Raw genomic sequence first — 19,873 nt, 5'->3', positions numbered from 1 at the left:
TGGTGAATAATATCTATTAGATCACAGACGAAAACGGAGTTCAAGCTTAAAAAACAACCAACTCATCAAATGTAAAAAAAACGCAAAAACGTCTTTTTTGGAGAAATTCTACAGCCTCAACGCCCAATTAACGGGCAAAAAATAGTGGGCTAAAATAGGAACGAAGTGACAAAAGCCCGCTGTTTTTTGTCCTTGTTGAATTGCTTGTTATATGCCAAATACTAGATAGATATAATAAGTGCCTTTATTAAGCCAAAAGCATTAAATGAAAAAACAAAAATACCAATATACACCAAATACTTTGGTGCTTGAGGATATTTATTATTAACCCAAATTAGTGCTGGTGAAGTTTTAGATTGCTTAAGATGACCACCAAAAAAGGCGATTCCATAGGCAGAGATAAGTAGAACAATGACATAGTCCAGTAGTTCAGCAATGCTCAATTGACCTCCTTGTGCATATAACAGCTTATTATGTATACGGCTCAGTAATATCTGTTTCATAATTTTTATTTAATTCGCATTAATATCCCATAACTTCAAAGCATTAGAAACTATTGTAATCAACTTTTTTATCAAAAATAGTATGTTACTAAGCCCACGCAGTAATATCCCTCATAGAAAACGGTATTAATTACAATAAAATCAATGAAATAGACGTTTTTGTTTTTTTTAGGTGTATTACTGAGCCGGCTCAGTAATATGTCATAAAAGATCCATGAGAAAATATATGGCAAAAAATTAAATGCTATAAAGAGCACAAAGTTAGCATTAATAATTTGATGATGAACGACCGCAATGGTGGCGTTGTTGCCAGATACCAGTTATGGATCTGGCACAAAACCTAAGAGTCGATACTCTCTGAAATATCAAGAGCATCATCAACTTCAATCCCTAAATACCTAACAGTGCTTTCAAGCTTTCGATGACCTAGCAACAATTGACACGCTCGTAGATTTTTAGTTTTTTTGTATATCAATGATGGCTTCGTTCTTCTCATCGTATGAGTTCCATATTGGGTTTGATCTAAACCAATCATGGAAACCCAAGCATCAACAATTCTTCCATACTGACGTGTTGATAGGTGTTCTGATGAATGAATACGAGACTTGAATAAATAATCATTTGAGTTTAGTTGAAAATTCGTAATTAAAGTTTGAACTGAATTACGTGTATTTTCGGTAAGTTCAAATTGAACGGGTAATCCCGTCTTTTGTTGAACAATAATGGCTCTCGACTGAATAATTTTTCCGTGAGCAATATCTCGAATCTTTAGAGTAACTAAATCGCATCCTCTCAATTTACTATCGATAGCAAGGTTAAAAAGCGCAAGGTCTCTTATGTTATTCACTAATTCTAATCTGATTCGGATTGCCCAAATTTGTTGTAGCTTAAGTGGTAATTTTTGCCCAACAATTTTGTTTTTATTCCATGGCTCAGTTGGTTTATAAACGGTTAAAGAAAACATGATAGTTCTCCGTTATTAATGGAGAACCAAGTATGGTCTATTGTGAGCTTCAAGCTCATAGCTGCCGTTGGTGTTTCGCCTCTTAACGCTAACTAATGCCACTTTGCTGACCTTAGCATTTTTAGAGTTTTGACAAAAAATTTTGTATGTTTTGATCTACAGCGGACATGGCTTAACAACAATACTGTATTAGCCGTCTCCTGATAGCGGACGTTCACCATAGATGAAGATATGAGTTATTTGATAATAACTTTTTGCCAATAACCTGTTAAGCCTAAATGCGAAAAATGCCACCAAACCAGACAGTTGATAGTGCTGTTATACTATGCTGGATAAGGGTGCAATGCTTGGAAATTCAGGCAACCAGAACCATAGGATAATGACGTATAAGTTCACTTTATAAAATAATTAACAGGGATTTCAAACACTTGAAAGTATCTAACTTTACCCAAAAGGGTGAGTGTCGCAATGTGGTTACTTGAGCGCTTACAACCAAATTTAACAATGGTTGCAGATTCCAAGAAAGATAATGATAATGGGGGGCAGTAAGTCCGTCATCATTTCATCAAGCTATTCAGTCAGTTTTTTATAAACATAATTTTCTTAATGGCAGACTTGAGGCGCCGACGGCTACTGGATTTTCCTGTACTCCAGCGGTGACAATTTTTGGTCTTGGTCGTTGAGATCCCCGACGAAATTGCGCATATACTTCAATTCTTGGAATCAATTTATCTGCCAAGGCAACAGGTATATGTCCGCCTAGTACAATGGCTTGAGTATCAAGCAATGCAGAACAAGCTGTGGCCACCAAATCCAGAGAATCTTGTACTTTATAAATCCACTCGTCTACACCTGGCCAATTCACATCAAAATGTTTATGCATATCGTAGATTGAATTTACCTCAATATTATTTTTGATCAAAATTCGCTTTAATAATGCCATATTAGGGTGGGAGTATATTTTAGAAGGCAACATATCACCCAACTCCCCAGCATTACCGTACGTGCCAAGTAAAATTTCATTGTTTGATACTAAGCCACCACCAAAAGCATACGAAATGAAAAAATAAACAAAGTTTTTATAGTTTCTACCAACGCCGGCAATACCTTCACCTGCCGCCGCACCAGTTGCATCATTGACAACCCAAGTGGGTAAGTTGAAACGTGATGAGATAATTTCAGCAATATCGACTTGTGCCCATTCTTCAATCAGATGATGGGTGTTCATTTTGCCGTCCATCGAGCTAAAGAAACCAGAAATACCTACTCCGATACCCAGTACTTTTGATTCATGGATATGATTATTTTTCATTATCTTGGCAATAATGACCTCAGAATGCGATAAGACATTTTCAATACTCATGTCTTTAAGCTCTTCCAAGTGAGTCTCAATAACATTTCCTGCAAAATCCATTAATGCTATACCGATTGCATCAAGCAAGATCGACAAGCCGAAGCTGTAGGCAAATGACGGGTTAGCTTCCAGATCAAAACTTGGATTTCCTCTGGATGTAGACGATATTCTGTCAGTTTGACATAAAATCCCCCTATCCAAGAGGTTCTTTACCATACGTGAGACAGTTTGTTGTGGAATTTTTGTAGTCTCCACTATGGTTCTTTGATTGACGTTTTTTGACCAAAACACTAACTTTAAAACTTCTCTTTCGGCATCTTGAAATAACTTGCCACCTTTACTAAGCTCAAAACCACTTCTTAGATGAATACTGTTCTTTGATGAGAGCATAAAGCCGCCTTGTTTTAATTTAGCCTAATATAATACAGCAAGCGTTGTAGAAATATCAGTTTTAAACTTTATTATTTATAACCTTTTTTTTACAAGCCATTTTGTATTATATTGCCTCGTATCTGCTTGAGTTAGTAGTATAAATTAACCTTCAAAGGGATCAATCATAATGGCTCTAAAATCATTTACATTAGTATGTGTAGGGCCTGTAATAATTAAATCATTAAGCGGTTTAAAAAAGTTGTAGCTATCATTTGACGCTAAAAATTGCTCTGGTTGTAGTGCTTTTTCCTGAGCACGAGCTAAGGTTGTTTCATCAATATACGCTCCAGCAATATCTTCACTGCCATCAATACCATCGGTATCGCAGGCAAGCGCACAAATACCTTTTGCGCCGTTAAGGGCAATTGCTAGTGCGAGCATATATTGCTGATTTGGCCCACCTTGACCCGCATTTTTAGCTAAGGTAACTGTGAGTTCTCCTCCTGAAAATAACAGTGTTTTTTGTCCACTTTCATACGCCGCTAACGCAAGCGCTGCGTGTTGCTTAGCAACTTCATTCGCATCGCCTACTTCGTCATAATTGATCACGTGAATTTGCCACTTTGATAAATCAATAGAAGCAATAACTTTATCGATAGACTGACGTGCATTAGCCATAATACTTAATTTATGTCTATTAGCCTGAGTATCGATATTCTTTACTTTATTGGTATTAGTTTGCAATAGTGCTTTTTCAACCGAAGATATAGGCTGCCAGCCATATTTAACTAAGGTCGATAGCGCTTGTGCACCCGTAGTTGAGTTTTCTACAGTTGGACCTGAGGCAATAATTTTAGGATCGTCACCCACAACATCTGAAATGATTAAGGTGTGACTTTTCCCTTTGATTGCTTGTAAAAGCTTTCCACCTTTAACTTTAGAAAGCTGTTGGCGTACCCCATTAATTTCATCAATAGAAGCACCACAACCCAATAGAAATTTATTGAGTTGCATTTTCTCATCAAAGGTTACTTCATCTATCGGTAGTGACATTAATGCAGAGCCACCGCCTGAGATGAGAAAAATCACAGGAATATCTTCAGGTGTATCTTGGGCAAGTGCTAATATTTCTTTACCCGCAGCTTGACTATCCTTGTCTGGAATTGGGTGACCCGCTGTTAATATCTTAATAGTACCAATATTTTTTTCTGTGGTATAACCGTGGCGAGTGACAACCGTGCCATAACACTTATCACCAAAATATTCATACATGGTTTTTGCCATATCAACCGATGCTTTACCTGCACCAATAACACATAAGCCTTTACTGGCGTCAATATTTGACAAGTATTTAAGCATACAAACAGAGGGTAAACTCTCGTTGACTGCGATAATAAACAAATCTTGTAAAAAGATTTTTGACGAATTCATAAATTTGCCTTGCTGATGTATTAAAAGTGAAAGTAAATTGATTTAGATAAAAAGCATTGGAATAGAAAGACATACCGCAATCATAGCCACAAAATAGGACACGAGAATAACAATATCTTTTGTCGTTAAAATGTCATCTTTATTGGAAAGCAATGTTAACGAAGGGTTGTATTTTATCCGGTCATTATTGGTAAATAACAGCACCAAATAGGCCGTTAAACTGGTTACAATTAAACCCACTAGATTCCACCAAAACCAAAAAAGTTGCGGCACACAAAGCCATAGGAAAATATTAAAGGCAACACCCGCTAATAAACCGACATTAATTTGAATAGCGCTTAGTCGTTTATCAAAAACAGCTAAAATAAATATCGCTAAAATAGGACCATAAAATACCGAGCCTACTTTATTAATCGCTTCGATTACCGTTGCTGCAATATCGCCAGCATATAATGAAAGAGTTAGCGTAACTATACCCCAAAATACCCCAGTATATTTTGCATAGATCATGTAACTTTTATCATCGGGTTCTTTGTTGGTAATACGGCAATAATCTTCAACTGATACCGCTGAAAGTGAGTTGATTGTTGAGCTTAAAGACGACATTGCGGCAGACAAAATAGCAACAATTAATAAACCAATCATACCGTGAGGTAAATAATTGATAATAAAAACAGGCATCATCATGTCACTTTTACCCTCAGGGATCAGTTGAAGAAAGTTAGCGTCCGTTATGGCTAGCGTGCCAATAACTAATCCAGAAAAGCAGTAAAGTAAGGTAATAGGGAAACGTAAAAGACCATTCGCCATCATCATCTTTTTTAAGTCTGTTGTATTTTTAGCTGATAAAGCACGCTGCGCCTGTGTTTGATCACAACCATAGTAAGATGCGTACAAAACAATGCCACCAAAAACCATAGGTAAAAAGCCGAAACCATCACCTTCAGTGCCAAACGAAGAGAAATTGATAGCTTGTAAACGAGAATGGTCAACATTAGCAACTAACTCATCGATACCGCCCAAGTTACTTAAGCCAAAATAAACACAAGCGATAGTACCTAATATGATAATAACCATTTGGATGGCATCACCATAGACCACCGCCTTCATGCCACCTTGCAATGAATAAAGAAGCGTTATAACCCCGACAATAACAATAGATTGCCAAAGTGTAATCCCCATAGTGGCAATAAGTATCAGGGATACTGCATAAATCATAATACCGGTAGAAAATGCTCGACTAAATTGAAATACAAAACTAATTAATAAACGAGAAGAACGACCAAATCGTTGTTCTAAATAATCATAAATACTAACAACACCTGAACGATATAATACCGGCAGTACTGTTTTTAGTACTAAAATCATCGCAAGTGGTACAGCGAGTTCGTAAGACAGCCATTGCATGCCGCCACCTTCTCTTAGACCAACAAATGCGGGGGCTGAAACAAAACTGATTGCAGAGAGCTGCGTAGCCATAACAGATAAAGTTAACGGTTTCCAACCTACCGTACGCCCACCTAAAAAGTAGTCAGATTTGGTGGATTGACCACGTAATTTATACCCCATAAATATGAGTAAAAAAAGGTAAATACAAATAATACCGTAATCAAAGTAATTCATGAAAAGTGTATCCTAAAGTGAATATTACATTGAGATAGAGCATGCCAATTAACATGACATGCTCTTAGGTTAGCGATTACCGATTAAAAATCGTATCGTGCAGTAATGCTAAATCTACGTGGTAAAATAGGACGACCAACGAAGAAATCTCCACCAGAAACCTGACTATTTCCTTGGCGCGGTGAACCTTCAGTAATTCCCTCACTGTTAAAAGCGTTAAACACCCCTAGGCCTAATCTAATTTGCTCATCATTAGCAAATTCCCAAGTATAACCAACATCAAAGGTTGCAATGCTGTGGCTGTCTAATTTTACCGTATTACTGTTATTGGCAAAATTATCGCCAAAGTAACTTACGGCTAAACGTGCATCAAGAAAACCATTGTCGTATGCTAAACCAAGGTTACCAGAGAACTCTGGTTGTCTGGCAGGTTCTAGACCATCATTAGCACCTTCTGAGAATTCAGCATTTTGATAAGTAACATTACCATCTACCGTAAATTCATCAGAAATATTCCAACGCGCAATGACTTCAGCCCCTTGGGTTGCTGTTGAAAGCGTAGTAACAGTTTCCTTAAGGCCACCAGAACCATCATTTACAAAATCAACGTTGCGTCTATTATCCAAGTTGGCCATAAACAATGAAGCATCAATGTATAAGTCATCAGGGAAATATTTAAAACCAATAGACGCTAGCGTGATATCTTCACCTTCGTAGCTTTGTGGTTCGCCATTGGTATCGAATTTAATACTTCTTAGTTGTGGGAAGAAATAACCTTGTGACGCATTAGCGTAAAGATTAAGGTTTTTGTCATCCATTTTATAAAGCACAGCCGCTGAGAATGCCGCTTCAGTAGTTGACACTTCACCGTAAGTAAATTGGCCATTACCTGCTTTATTAACTTGTAGGTTAGGCGCTAAACCAGGATCGTTAGAAACGGTTACAAACTCACTTCCTTCAGATTTTTGCGTGCCTGTTGCCTGCTCGACCCTAACACCCAAATCTATTGCCCAGGTGTCATTTTCCATTTGATCTGTGACGTAAATCGCTACGCGATCAGACGTTAAACGCTTATTGGTATAACTGGTACCAGGACCTACAACACCATTTTTAGAGTACTGAACTTCATTGCCTTGGTCATCAGTGAAAGACAGATCAACCAAGCGAGCATTTTTACCGTTAGAAAAATCGGCTAAATAACTTGATATAATATTGTAGTCCATCTGCTCTGCGTGAATAAAGAAAGTCCCTATATTAACGGTATGATCAAATGTGCTGCCTTGTAATGCACCGGTAAGGTTAAATTCAGTACTATAGAAGCTACCATCACGTTGGCGGTCTAATAAACGGTTACCAAATAAAAGATAATCGTCAGGTAAAGCATTACCTGTTTCAGACCATGTGTAGTTAGCTGTTCCGTATAAATCAGTTAAAGATTCACCACCGAAACCATGACTAGGGTTAGCAGCATAACCATCTTGCGGCTCAGGTGAGTTGGCTACGCCGTCACCATCAAGGAATAAGTTAAACGTATGTATGTAATCTGCCGCTTTTGCCTTACCGGTTAAAGTCCAAGTACTAGTAAGCTCTTTCTCGAAGTGGACAGCAAGTGAACCACCTTCTGTTGAAACGCCATCTCTAATTGTTGACTCATACTTACCTGTTGATGTTGGGTAAGATAGTTCAGCAGCCGCCACTGTTTGAGCAACGTATACCGTCTCACCGTCGTTACCGGTTAAACGCTCTCGGCTTCCTCCATCTAAAGGTAAAGGTAAGAAAAATTGTACTGAATCATTAATTAACTGACCTGAAACCTTCAAAAATCCATTATTGAATTCTTTAAGAATATTACCGCGTAATTGATAACCTTCAGTCGCTAATCCTGTATCTAATGGACCTTCATCGTGACGATAATAACCAGACATAGCATAGTATAAGTTTTCGTCACTCGATAAGGCGCCGCCAGTGAAAAAATCAGTTCTCATGCGGCCATCTTCTGCAAGTTCAACTTGAACAGTGCTTTCAGGAACATCAGAGCCCGTTTTTGAAATATAGTTAATGATACCAGCCACTGAACCAGGGCCAAATAAGTTAGAAACACCACCACCAACAAATTCTACTCTTTCGATACCAATATCAGGTCTAAAGTAAACATCTTGTGCTGAAGATGACATACCCGATTGAAATGAAGGCATACCATCATAATTTAATGGCGTAAATTGAAATTGCCCGCCAGAGGGTAAACCTCTAACAAAAGCATTGGTTGCAACTTCACCACCACCACCTTCTACTTTGATACCCGGCACACTCATTAGAATATCAGCTTGGCTAGTAAAACCTCGACGAGATATATCTTCATTGTTAAACAAGGTTGTTTTAGCGGGTGTGTTTGCTTCTGTACGTTTTACACTAGAGCCAGTGACAATAATTATTTCTGTATCATCTTTTTCTTTTTTTATTTCTTCTGCTGCCCATGCTGTACTTGCTGATGTTGCAAGCGCCATCATAATGATTTTTGATAATTTAGTTAGTTTCATTTTATTTCCCCATTTCTCATTTTACATGTTTATGTTTATTTTTTTAGTCATATTATTTTCAGCAATTTATCTATCAAAACTGAACTCAATATTTTTCACTTGGTTTAATTTTGTTCACTAATTACTCACTACAGTTAAGCATATAGTTTTTGCCATTACAACCCAAAATAAGTATTAATATCTTGATAAGTGACTTTGAATAGTGTTTTAATACCCACATCGGGTTCATGTAATGTTAAAAATTTGGGGATATTATGAAAAACAATGACAAATTAATAGAGCAAGCAAAAGATATTTTATATAAAAACGATGTAGATGGTTATACCGTACCAACACATGGTTTATATCCATTCCAATGGAATTGGGATGCCGCTATTACCGCTCTTGGTTGGATGAAATTTGATGAACCTAGAGCATGGCAAGAATTAGAATTTTTGATTAGTGGGCAATGGGAAGATGGCATGATCCCACATATTCTTTTCCATAAAGAATCTGATACCTATTTTCCAGGTCCTGATGTTTGGGGATCAGACAAGCTAGTTAAAAGTACTTCTATCTCTCAACCTCCAGTATTGACCACAATAGTCAAAATGCTTTTTGAAGAAGCAAAAGACGCTGAACTTAGAGATGAAAAACTAGCAAAAATTTTACCCAGTTTAATTCAATATCACCTCTGGTGGTATCGAGACAGAGATCCAGAAACAACAGGCTTAGTTGTAAGTTATCATCCTTGGGAATCAGGCATGGACAATAGCCCTGCTTGGGATGGTGCACTTGATGCTGTTCCTCAGGTAACTTGGGAATATCAAAGACAAGACTTGAATCATATCGATGCATCTGAAAGACCTCATAAAGAGCAATATGATAGATATTTGTACCTTGTCGAATTTTTTAAAAATAAACATTTTGATAGTAATGACATTTATCGTGATTGCCCTTACAAGGCGAATGACGTAAGTCTTATTTCAATTTTACAACGTGCGACTTTAGATTTACTTGCACTGTGCAAACAACTCAACGTGACAGGACCAGACATTGAAAGCTTAAAAGCAAGTGTGGGTCTAACAAAAAATGCAATAAACGACTTATGGTGTGAAGAAACTTCTTTCTTCTATTCTAAAGACTTAATAACAAACTCGCTTTGTAAAGTGAAAACAAATGCCGGATTTTTAACGTTATTTGGTGAGTTAGCTAACGATGAGCAAGCAGAAAAATTGGCTAAAGAAGCTGTTGAGTGGATGTCTGCTAGCGCTTATGCTATGGCATCAACAGACCCAAGAGAAAGCAAATACGAGCCACAACGATACTGGCGTGGGCCCGTTTGGTTACATATTAACTGGATGATTGCTTTGGGTCTTGAGTTGAATGGTTATTCTGAAACTGCTGAACAAGTTAAAGAAAAGACAGACATATTATTTAAAAAGTCTAAATACTTTGAATACTTTAATGCAGAAACTGGCGAAGGGTGTGGTGGCGACAACTTTTCTTGGACTGCGGCAATAGCTTTACATTGGTTGTTATAAAGTTTAGGAGAATAAAATGAATCCAGTAATTTGTTTTGGTGAGGCATTGATTGACTTTTTAATGATCAATGAACTTGATGAACAACCGTTATTATTAAATGAGTTTCGCCAATATCCGGGCGGAGCGCCTGCAAATGTTGCGGTAGCCATTGCCAAACTTGGTGGTAAAGCATTATTTGCGGGTCAAGTAGGTAAAGACTCCTTCGGGGATTTTTTACAAAATGCACTTGAGGTTTATCAAGTAGATACTAGATTAATGAGTCGTCATCCACAGGCTAAAACGGCCTTGGCTTTTGTTATGTTAGATAGTGTTGGCGAGCGAAGCTTTTCTTTTTATCGTGATCAAACGGCTGACTTGTTATTTGATAAAACTCAGGTAGGGCAAGACTGGTTCACTCCAGCGTCGATATTTCATTTTTGCAGTAATACATTAACGCAAAAAAATATTGCTGACACAACCCAATATGCTTTGTCATTGGCAAAGTTAAAAGGAGCTACTATTAGCTTTGATGTAAATTTAAGAGCTAATTTATGGCCTGAAGGCGTTGTTGAAAGAATAGAAGTAAATAAACTGGCCAAGCAAGTTGACGTATTAAAGTATTCTAAAGATGAACTGCTTTATCTTGCTGAAGGTGATGAACAAACATATATCAATAATTTGATTCACAATGGTGTTTCATTAATTTTAGTCACTGACGGTGCAGACATTATTCATTATTATTGCGCGAATGAATCAAGTCAGGTTGTTCCTCCAACCGTCAACGCTATTGATACCACTGCTGGCGGAGATGCCTTTATTGGTGCATTTTTATTTGGCTTAAGCCAAGTGAGTCAACCTAAGAAATTTCTGTCTCAAGCAAAATTATTTGTGCCATTGATATCATTTTCAGCACATTGTGGTGCTCACGCGGTTGCTCAACAAGGAGCATTTCCTGCATTACCTACGTTTGCCGATGTCAGTTCACATTGGCAAAATGTGCAAACGGAACAACTTTAGAGAGGTTACCAATGAATTTTTATAATGCTGAATTTTTAACAAACCATAGTCAATCTATTCTAGATTTTTATGATCCACGTGTTGTAGACAAAACGGGCGGTTATTTTCAAAATTTTTATGATGATGGTAAAACATTTAATGCCGGCTTTCGCCAATTAGTGAGTAGCACACGCATCATCGTCAATTATGCCATGGCGAGTATCGCTTTAAATAAACCCGAGTATCGTGAAATAGCCAAACATGGTCTTAATTATTTAGAGCAGGTTCATTGGCAAGAAAACACCCAAACCTATGCCTGGACCCTCGAAAATCACCAAGCGGTAGATATGACGCAACAGGCTTATGGTTATGCCTTTGTGTTATTGGCTTATGCGGCCGCCAAAAAAGCCGACATTATTAGTGCTAATACGCCACTTATTGCCACCTATGACCTACTTGAAAAACGTTTTTGGCAGCCAGAGTTTGGTTTGTACGCGGATGAAATTAATGTCGAGGGTGTTTTAAGTGATTATCGTGGCCAAAATGCCAATATGCATTTGTGCGAAGCGATGATAGCGGCTTATGAAGCCACCAACGAGATGATGTTTTTAGACAGAGCATTTTTGATTGCTGAAAATATTGTTCAACGTCAAGCCAGCCATACAGATGGTTTGATTTGGGAGCATTATCAAACAAACTTCTTACCTGACTGGGAATATAATAAAAATGACCCTAAAAATTTATATCGGCCTTGGGGATTTCAGCCTGGACATCAAACAGAATGGACCAAACTGTTATTAATGCTTCATCGCCATCGTCCCGCTGATTGGTTAGTTAAAGCGGCTAAAAGCTTATTTGATCGAGCGATGGAACTTGCTTGGGATAAAACACACGGTGGCCTTATTTATGGTTTTGATCCCCAAGGTAAATGGTGTGACGATGATAAGTATTTTTGGGTGCAAGCAGAAAGTTTTGCTGCCGCCGCTATGTTGTATCAAACCACCAAAGATGAAGCTTATTTAACGCATTACAATAATCTTTGGCAATACAGTTGGCAGCACATGATTGATCATCAACACGGTGCATGGTTTAGGTTACTCAATCGCAGTAATCAAAAATACTCGAACGAAAAAAGCAGTGCGGGTGCCAAGTGTGATTATCACTCGTTAGGTGCTTGTTTAGAAACGTTACGAACATTTTCGCTTTAATAGATAGGTTTTTCTTATGAATACAAATAACTTGCCTGCCAATCGAGTTTTACTCGAAAGCTGGAAATCTTTGGTTGAACATGCCAAGGAAATGAAAACTCAGCATATGAACGACTTGTTTAATGCAGACAAAGATCGCTTTGAGAAATTTTCGGTTCAATTGCCAGCAATGCTACTTGATTATTCAAAAAATCTTATTACCGATGAAACCTTAGCTAAATTAATTGCTTTGGCAAAAGATTGCGAAGTTGAGTCTTGGCGCGATAAAATGTTCGCGGGAGAGCGTATTAATCGCACAGAAGATCGTGCGGTTTTACACACGGCTTTACGCAATAGAAGTCAACAAGCGATAATGTTAGATGGAAAAAACATTACCGACGATGTTGAAGTGTCATTGAGTAAAATGAAAGCTTTTACCGATAAAGTACGGCAAGGAAAATGGCTAGGTTACTCAGGAAAACGCATCACAGATATTGTAAATATTGGGGTGGGTGGTTCGAATCTTGGACCGCAAATGGTTACTGAAGCATTGAAACAATACAGCGATGATAGTGTGAATGTTCATTATGTTTCAAATGTAGATGGTACGCAGATTGCCGAGGTTTTACGTCCATTAAAACCTGAGCGGGTATTATTTATCATTTCAAGCAAAACTTTTACCACCACAGAAACAATGACAAATGCAACCACTGCGCTAAATTGGTTAACGTCTTCCTCTTTTGATTACAAAGCCGTATCAAAACATTTTGTTGCTGTTAGTTCGAATAAAACTAATGCCATGGCCTTTGGCATTGATGAGAATAATATTTTTGATATATGGGATTGGGTTGGAGGGCGATTTTCATTATGGTCAGCCATTGGTTTACCTATCGCATTGGATATCGGTTTTGAAAAATTCATCGAACTCTTAGAAGGTGCGTATGAGGTAGACACCCACTTTCGTGAAGCACCTTTAGCAGAAAATGCGCCAGTTATTTTGGCCTTATTAAGCGTCTGGAATTGCACGTTTTTAGGCGCACAATCTCAAGCTATACTACCTTACGATCAATCATTACACATGCTATCGGCTTATATGCAACAGGCCGAAATGGAAAGTAATGGTAAGTCGGTCACTTGGGATGGTCATGAAATTGATTACCCCACGGTTCCTTCTATATGGGGTGAGCTAGGTATAAATGGTCAACATGCTTTTTATCAATATTTACATCAAAGTAATAATATTGTACCTGCTGATTTTATTGGTTCTGTAGAAAGTGTGACGCCCGTTCAAGGACACCATGAAACATTAATGGCCAACTTTTTTGCTCAAACTCAAGCATTAATGTCTGGCGTGAATGAGCAACAAGTTAGAGAGGATCTTAAAAGATCTGGGCGACCACAAGCCTATATTGACAAAGTAGCACCTCATAAAGTACATAAAGGAAACAGGCCGACTAATACCTTGTTAATGAAGCGAATATCGCCTAAATCGTTAGGCAGTTTAATCGCCTTATATGAACATAAAATATTTGTTCAAGGCATTATTTTACAGGTTTGTTCTTTTGATCAATGGGGCGTTGAGTTGGGTAAAGGCTTAGCTAACGCCATTGTGAAAGAGCTAACAAGCGGCGATATTAACAAGAGCCATGATAGTTCAACCAAAGGCTTACTTGAATATTATTGTTCGGCAAAGTAATCGAATAGAAAAGACTGTTGTAGGACAGGAATGAGCTTGCAGCGGTCATAGATAATGTTCTCATTCAATAACTGTATTTTGCTTTTTTGATCATGAAATTAATCTCAAACCGATTTTTAGAATTGTCCGCTTACATAATGGTTTTCAATTCTGCTGTCGAATGTCTTAGGTCAACTAACGGGTGTACAGTTGACCTCGACCAAAACAAACAATTTTAAAATTTTTATTCCGCTTTGCGCACAAAGTTAGCATTAATAATTTGATGATGAACGACCGCTTTGGTGGCATTTTTGCCAGTCAGATTATTCGATTAATTGGTAATACTTATAGTCAAATTAATGCGTTTTTATATCTGTGGAGAACTATATTCGTATCTTTGCGGACTGTTTTAAGGACGATTCTTTATTAATAAAAATGTCAGGAAAGTGGCATAAGTGATCGTTACGAATGTAAAAAAAGAAGGATTAAAACTTTTATAAAACATAACTTCCAAACGCCCAACATGCCCATTTGTGATAATTGGCTAACTAATAAAGTTAGCCTGCATTTTTTATTTAATTAATCATCCAAGATAAAACCAACAATACCACCAATGGCTGCACCAATTACTATGCCTTGCGGGCCAAATCGTGCGCCTATCAATGCACCAGTCGTTGCCCCTTTCATAGCACTATCTGAAAAGTTGTTACTCATTCAATTATTTTCCTTCATTTTTTGTAGTTCATACTGACAGCCGTATATTTAATTCGTCTGACGGTCAAGGGTGTTTGAGTTAAGTAAGTCATTACACTTTAAATTTAATGGTGTAATGTCCACTGAGTTTTGATGGTGTATTTGCTTTAGCTAGCCCCCTGTTTATAAAAGGGTTATTTGCTCCAAATAAGGTGAGTCAAAATTAATAACTACCATAATTATTTTAAATTTAACGATAAGGGCATGATGCCATTGGGCGTACTGTTCTAAATAATTTTTTTTACAGCTTTTATTACCAAGCTTACATGGATAAATATTAACAGGTGCTATAAACTGGTGTTAATAAACATAGTTATTGGGATATTCGAATGCAACCAAAATTCTCAGAAGATGTCGTGCCCTTATCGGATCTTAAAATTAATCCAGGTAAGATAGTTAATCATGCTAAAGATTCTCATAGACCAATACTAGTCACTAGTCGTGGACGAGGTATTGCTGTAGTTCAAGGCTTAGACGAATATGAAAAAAGTATCGAAGAGCTTGCTTTCATAAAAGCTGTTGCCAAAGGCATGCTTGATATTAAAGAAGGAGATAAATCGGATATCAGTGATGTAAAAGCAAGGTTAGGTTTGTAGTTGTGAAAATTGAATTTGCAGAATCTGCTATTTGTGATCTAGAAGATATCAAGACATATTATGATGAGCAGCATGTTCCAGATATTGGTAATAATTTTATTTTAGACATAATAAGCCATATAGAACAATTACCCGATAATCCGAAAATTGGCAGACAAGTTCCTGAATTTTGCATGTCATCAATTAGAGAATTAATTCACCCGCCTTTTCGTACTGTGTATGTATTAAATGACATAAGCATTCAAATTATTAGAGTCTGGCGAAGCGAAAGATTAATGCCTTTACCGTTGGATTATTGAGTGAAAAATAATGCTCTGGTATCGATCTGTGAGTATGTAAGGGTAATAAATTACGTTTAACTCCAAGTAATGACATGAACAACACCCATAGTATCTAGCCTGATACACGTTAAACTAAGTAAATCTTATACCGACAACGTGATTGTGATTCCGGTTGTCGAAGGTTCAAGTCCCTTTAGCCACCCCATTCTCTTCCCCTTCAAAGCAAGACTTTCAGCCTTTTTCTAAACTACAGACTTCCCTTGGTATCATTCGCTCCTGTGCATATTCTGTGAGTATTTGAAGCTGACTTTGGAATTTACTGTCTATTTCCTGTGCTTTTTTACTGAAAAGTAAAATATAGAGCAAGATGAAAAACGTCAGAAAAGTGCATAGACGACATTAGTAAGTATTTCTGGCTAATGTCAGCTCACAGCTTATTGCTGCCGCTGGCGACTCGTATCTGAACATTCATTTTTGGCACACTGCGAACATTAGCATCTACTAACCAGATTTGAATTGGGTTTGGTTTTTGTATCGATAACTACTCAAACACCAGCTTAATATCTCTTGACTGGAGTAATCGAATCCATTAATCACGCTAGGTGTTGATTGCTAGACCTTTACCATTTTTTTAGTGCGCTGTGTTCCAAAAAATAGTTTAACCAATTTTTTGCACTATCGATTTCACTGAAAACATGAAAAGGTATTTTTGCTGCTTCATAAATCCGTGACAATTGCATCTGTTGTATATCGGTGACTTTACTATTGTAAAATACACTTGCGTTGGCAACCATGCCAAACTTAGCCCTGTACACGGTTAATTCCGTTAGTACTATTTCAGCTTCCGAGGTAAAAATACCACTATCTTGATAGGTAACTAAGGTTGCCCAGGATTTACCTTTTAGCTGTTTGATTACATTTTGCATATCGTGTTGATAAGTCTGTGCACTATCTTGGTTAAAAGGGCCAAAAGTTTTAACATTAACGATGTTACCATCAACTATAATTTCATAACTTTGCGGTGAAGTTTCCATTATGGGTATTCCTTCGTTACCTTTAGCAAAGTATGGGGTTGTCAACTTAATAAAGTCAACTATGACTTTTGGAATTCAAAGTTTTTTGAAATGATTGTTAAGGGTAGAAATGCCACTTTGCTGACCTAATATTGAAACAAAAAAGCCGGTTATTGTAGACTGTTTAGTGGCAGTAGTTATCCTAGATAATAAAAATAAAGAATAGCCAGATTGACTATCCGTAATAACTAAGCAGATAACCTTAAATCTGTGTTGATAGTGAGCGTTATTTTTAAGCTTGCCATTAATTAACCAGCATCAATAGATCCAAAATATTGAAGACTACTTGATCAGCTATAACATAAAAAAAGCGATGGTTATGCCATCGCTTTTTTAAGATAACCCAAGTCATTAACCTAGGCTTTGAGTTAGTTAAAAGTTATAAGAGGTACTAATGAACATGTTTCGACCTACCACATCATAGATACTGGGTACTGTGCCCATATCATTACCGCCAAGTACTGTCTCAGGTTCAGTATCAAAAAGGTTTTTAACGCCGCCATTAACAGCCCATTGGTCATTAATATAGTATGAGGCAGAAACGTTATGGTAGATAATATTATCAGTGGCAAATTGCTCACCGTAATATTCACCATCCATGCCACGAATAAACTGCGCACTATAAAGTACGGTTAAATCTTCAGTGACATAGCCAGAAACCGATAAGTTAGACTTAATATCAGCATAACCACCAATATTGCCATCGATAGTGCCGGTGTAGTCTATGTCGTCTTGTTCAAATTCAATTAAGTACGTGGTATCAAAAGTAACTTTAAACAAGTCATGGCTATAGCTGACATTCCAATCAACACCTGAAGTTTTTTGCGAGCCAATATTGGTTAATTGAGCGCTTAGGTCAGATAAGTCACCACCAGCCGTAATATTTACCGCTGTACATGAAGCTTGAGCACCGTTAAAGCAGGCATTCAATTCTTGTTGAACATCAACGCGGCTAATGGCATTGGTAATATCAAATGCCCAGTAATCTATTGTCGTAGAAAGATTGTCAGCTAACTCCAACACAGCACCAAAAGTAAATGACTCACTTTCTTCCGGCTGTAAGTCTTCATCACTGGTGTAATTGACTTTAATTTGTGGATCTAACTCATTATCCCATGGGTCACTCAAGTAGTCATAAGAGCCGCTGTCACCACCGTATAATTCACTTACACTCGGTGCTCTAAATCCTGTAGCGGCTACTGAACGCACCATAAAAGAATCATTCACTCGGTACGTAGCACCTAGTTTCCACGTTATCTCACCACCAAAAGTAGAATACTGGTCGTAACGCGAAGCGGCTTCAAAGGTTAACTCGTCTGTGACTGGCACTGAGACTTCACCGTAAACTGATTGCACAGAATAGTTACCGTCAGTAGCAAATTGCTGTGCTGCGGTACTTTCACCTTTTTGAGTGACTTCATCAGGAGTATAGTAACCACTTTCATGACGGGTTTCAAAACCCAGCGCATAACCAATATCGCTTTCAGTTACGCCGCTATAACCGGCAGCTAAAGTGAATTGCTCATTGCCGCCTTCGTTTTCCTCATTGTATATAATGCCTTCAGACACTAAGACACTTTTATCAAATGCTTCGCCACTGAACCAAGTGCTTTGGTCTTGGTAGATACTGGTTGCCATATTACCGGCATGAATCGAATTTTGAACACTGTCTTTCGAGTCATTTCGACCGTATGTTGCCGAAACATCCCACATAGCATCATTTTCTAAATAGCCTTTAAGGCCAATTGACGCGCGATAAGTATCAGTTTTTTGTGAGTAAATACGTGGACCCGCGTCAATCATACGACGTCGGTAATTTACTTTATCATCAATAATATGGTGATCATCGGGATCATCGATAGCTGAATTAAGTTCATCAAAAACATCTTGAATGTTGTCAATATGTATAGAATTCAACTTATTGGTGACTAAATCTAAGTTCGCTGGCTGTGGTGCTAATTGCTGATTAGATTCACGGCGTGTATACATTAAATCAACATTGAGCTCAGTATCTGAATCTAGCTCAGTATTGTAAGCTGTAAAAAAGCTTAATAGTTCATTAGGTGTTTGTGCGTAACTATCAACAGTATAGTCGTATGAGGTGTCTCTTGACTTAAAACCACCTGATGCATCTGCAACTAGACCCGCTAAAGAACCTTGCGGAATAAATGACGATGCACCCGGTTCAACAAAGTCACGGTCAGATTGAATAATTTCACCACGGTCAGAATACTGTAAACCTAAAACTAAATTACTGTTAGCTAGCTCTACGCCATGTAAAATACTAATACCTTTACTGGTAGCGTCACCTTTATCAGTTTGGCTGCCTTCAACAGTTAACTCAGTACCAACGAAGTTTTTTTTAGTAATAATATTAACTACACCGGCAATGGCATCAGAACCATAAACAGCAGACGCACCATCTTTAAGAATTTCAATATTTTTGATCATGGCAACGGGTATGGTATTCAAGTCTACGGCTGCATCAGCACCTGTGCCTGATGACACCATACGGCGACCATTTAATAGTACTAAAGTGCGTTCAACACCCATACCACGTAAATTTACTGTTGCCGTGCCGCCTGAGCCGTTATTAGTGGTAGCACCTAAACTCATGCCTGCAGCAGTAGGCTGTGCTGATAATATTTCTGCTACTGAGGTGTAACCACTTTGGGCAATAAATTCTGACGATATTACTGTTATTGGGCTGGCTGTTTCAATATCAGTACGGTTAATACGTGAGCCTGTTACCTGGATACGTTCAACACTTGCCATTTGCTCTTCTGCAGCACTGACCTGACCAGCAACAACTAAAGAGCTGGTTGTACCTGCGAGTAAAGCAACGCGAATAGCATGGCTTAAAAATTTTTCCGAATACATTAAATTCTCCAAACATCGATGATTAGCTTTTTTATAAAGCGGCGTTTTATCGCCTAGAGCAATTTTGCGACAAAAGTTCAGTGAGGTTTGTTATTTAATGTTGAAGAGTTGTAATGTAACGTTAGAGTTTTGTAACTTTTATTTC

General features: G+C 37.7%; 15 protein-coding genes. 6 read left to right on the top strand and 9 right to left on the bottom strand.

Annotated features, from left to right (window positions below):
• Positions 1 to 221: 221 nt before the first annotated feature.
• The 6 genes from H4J61_RS04880 to H4J61_RS04855 form a co-directional block, all read right to left on the bottom strand.
• Positions 222 to 443 (bottom strand): hypothetical protein, encoded by a 222-nt coding sequence (locus H4J61_RS04880; RefSeq protein WP_182184169.1) that lies wholly within the window; start codon positions 441 to 443, stop codon positions 222 to 224.
• Between the two features lie 400 nt (positions 444 to 843).
• Positions 844 to 1,467 carry a tyrosine-type recombinase/integrase gene (locus H4J61_RS04875; RefSeq protein ID WP_182184167.1) on the bottom strand — a complete coding sequence of 208 codons (624 nt, stop codon included), beginning with the start codon at positions 1,465 to 1,467 and terminating at the stop codon, positions 844 to 846.
• A gap of 586 nt (positions 1,468 to 2,053) precedes the next feature.
• Positions 2,054 to 3,211: an ROK family transcriptional regulator gene (locus H4J61_RS04870; RefSeq protein ID WP_182184164.1), complete on the bottom strand. Its 1,158-nt coding sequence runs from the start codon at positions 3,209 to 3,211 to the stop codon at positions 2,054 to 2,056.
• Positions 3,212 to 3,355: 144 nt separating this feature from the next.
• The gene (locus tag H4J61_RS04865) at positions 3,356 to 4,624 is read right to left on the bottom strand and encodes a glycerate kinase (protein WP_182184162.1); all 1,269 of its coding nucleotides are present in this window, start codon (positions 4,622 to 4,624) and stop codon (positions 3,356 to 3,358) included.
• Between the two features lie 42 nt (positions 4,625 to 4,666).
• Positions 4,667 to 6,247 carry a sodium:solute symporter gene (locus tag H4J61_RS04860; RefSeq protein ID WP_182184159.1) on the bottom strand — a complete coding sequence of 527 codons (1,581 nt, stop codon included), beginning with the start codon at positions 6,245 to 6,247 and terminating at the stop codon, positions 4,667 to 4,669.
• Between the two features lie 83 nt (positions 6,248 to 6,330).
• A complete protein-coding gene (locus H4J61_RS04855; protein ID WP_182184157.1) occupies positions 6,331 to 8,784 on the bottom strand; it encodes a TonB-dependent receptor plug domain-containing protein in 2,454 nt (817 codons plus the stop codon).
• A gap of 254 nt (positions 8,785 to 9,038) precedes the next feature.
• Here H4J61_RS04855 and H4J61_RS04850 point away from each other — a divergent pair, with 254 nt between their 5' ends.
• Genes H4J61_RS04850 through pgi form a run of 4 tightly spaced genes read left to right on the top strand, consistent with a single transcriptional unit; the run spans position 9,039 to position 14,166 of the window.
• Positions 9,039 to 10,307, top strand: coding sequence for an MGH1-like glycoside hydrolase domain-containing protein (locus tag H4J61_RS04850; protein WP_182184155.1), 1,269 nt, complete (start codon positions 9,039 to 9,041; stop codon positions 10,305 to 10,307).
• A 16-nt stretch (positions 10,308 to 10,323) separates the two neighbouring features.
• Positions 10,324 to 11,304, top strand: a complete 981-nt coding sequence (locus H4J61_RS04845; RefSeq protein WP_182184152.1) for a carbohydrate kinase — start codon at positions 10,324 to 10,326, stop codon at positions 11,302 to 11,304.
• Positions 11,305 to 11,315: 11 nt separating this feature from the next.
• On the top strand, positions 11,316 to 12,491 hold the full coding sequence (locus tag H4J61_RS04840) for an AGE family epimerase/isomerase (RefSeq protein WP_182184150.1): 1,176 nt from the start codon (positions 11,316 to 11,318) through the stop codon (positions 12,489 to 12,491).
• Between the two features lie 16 nt (positions 12,492 to 12,507).
• The gene (pgi, locus tag H4J61_RS04835) at positions 12,508 to 14,166 is read left to right on the top strand and encodes a glucose-6-phosphate isomerase (RefSeq protein ID WP_182184147.1); all 1,659 of its coding nucleotides are present in this window, start codon (positions 12,508 to 12,510) and stop codon (positions 14,164 to 14,166) included.
• A 558-nt stretch (positions 14,167 to 14,724) separates the two neighbouring features.
• On the opposite strand, the gene H4J61_RS04830 is transcribed toward pgi, so the two are convergent.
• Complete coding sequence (locus H4J61_RS04830) at positions 14,725 to 14,859, bottom strand: YMGG-like glycine zipper-containing protein (RefSeq protein ID WP_182184145.1); 135 nt, start codon at positions 14,857 to 14,859, stop codon at positions 14,725 to 14,727.
• 368 nt (positions 14,860 to 15,227) lie between these two features.
• On the opposite strand from H4J61_RS04830, the gene H4J61_RS04825 reads away from it, so the two are divergent.
• The gene (locus tag H4J61_RS04825) at positions 15,228 to 15,494 is read left to right on the top strand and encodes a type II toxin-antitoxin system Phd/YefM family antitoxin (RefSeq protein WP_182184143.1); all 267 of its coding nucleotides are present in this window, start codon (positions 15,228 to 15,230) and stop codon (positions 15,492 to 15,494) included.
• 2 nt (positions 15,495 to 15,496) lie between these two features.
• Positions 15,497 to 15,793 carry a type II toxin-antitoxin system RelE/ParE family toxin gene (locus H4J61_RS04820; RefSeq protein ID WP_182184141.1) on the top strand — a complete coding sequence of 99 codons (297 nt, stop codon included), beginning with the start codon at positions 15,497 to 15,499 and terminating at the stop codon, positions 15,791 to 15,793.
• A 602-nt stretch (positions 15,794 to 16,395) separates the two neighbouring features.
• On the opposite strand, the gene H4J61_RS04815 is transcribed toward H4J61_RS04820, so the two are convergent.
• Both H4J61_RS04815 and H4J61_RS04810 read right to left on the bottom strand, forming a co-directional pair.
• Positions 16,396 to 16,809 (bottom strand): hypothetical protein, encoded by a 414-nt coding sequence (locus tag H4J61_RS04815; protein WP_182137090.1) that lies wholly within the window; start codon positions 16,807 to 16,809, stop codon positions 16,396 to 16,398.
• A 411-nt stretch (positions 16,810 to 17,220) separates the two neighbouring features.
• A complete protein-coding gene (locus H4J61_RS04810) occupies positions 17,221 to 19,728 on the bottom strand; it encodes a TonB-dependent siderophore receptor (protein WP_182184138.1) in 2,508 nt (835 codons plus the stop codon).
• Positions 19,729 to 19,873 lie beyond the last annotated feature (145 nt).

Origin of the sequence: Colwellia sp. MB3u-4 (assembly GCF_014077065.1) — a bacterium.
Classification (GTDB): Bacteria; Pseudomonadota; Gammaproteobacteria; order Enterobacterales; family Alteromonadaceae; genus Cognaticolwellia.
This window is presented reverse-complemented; position numbering and strand designations above follow the sequence as displayed.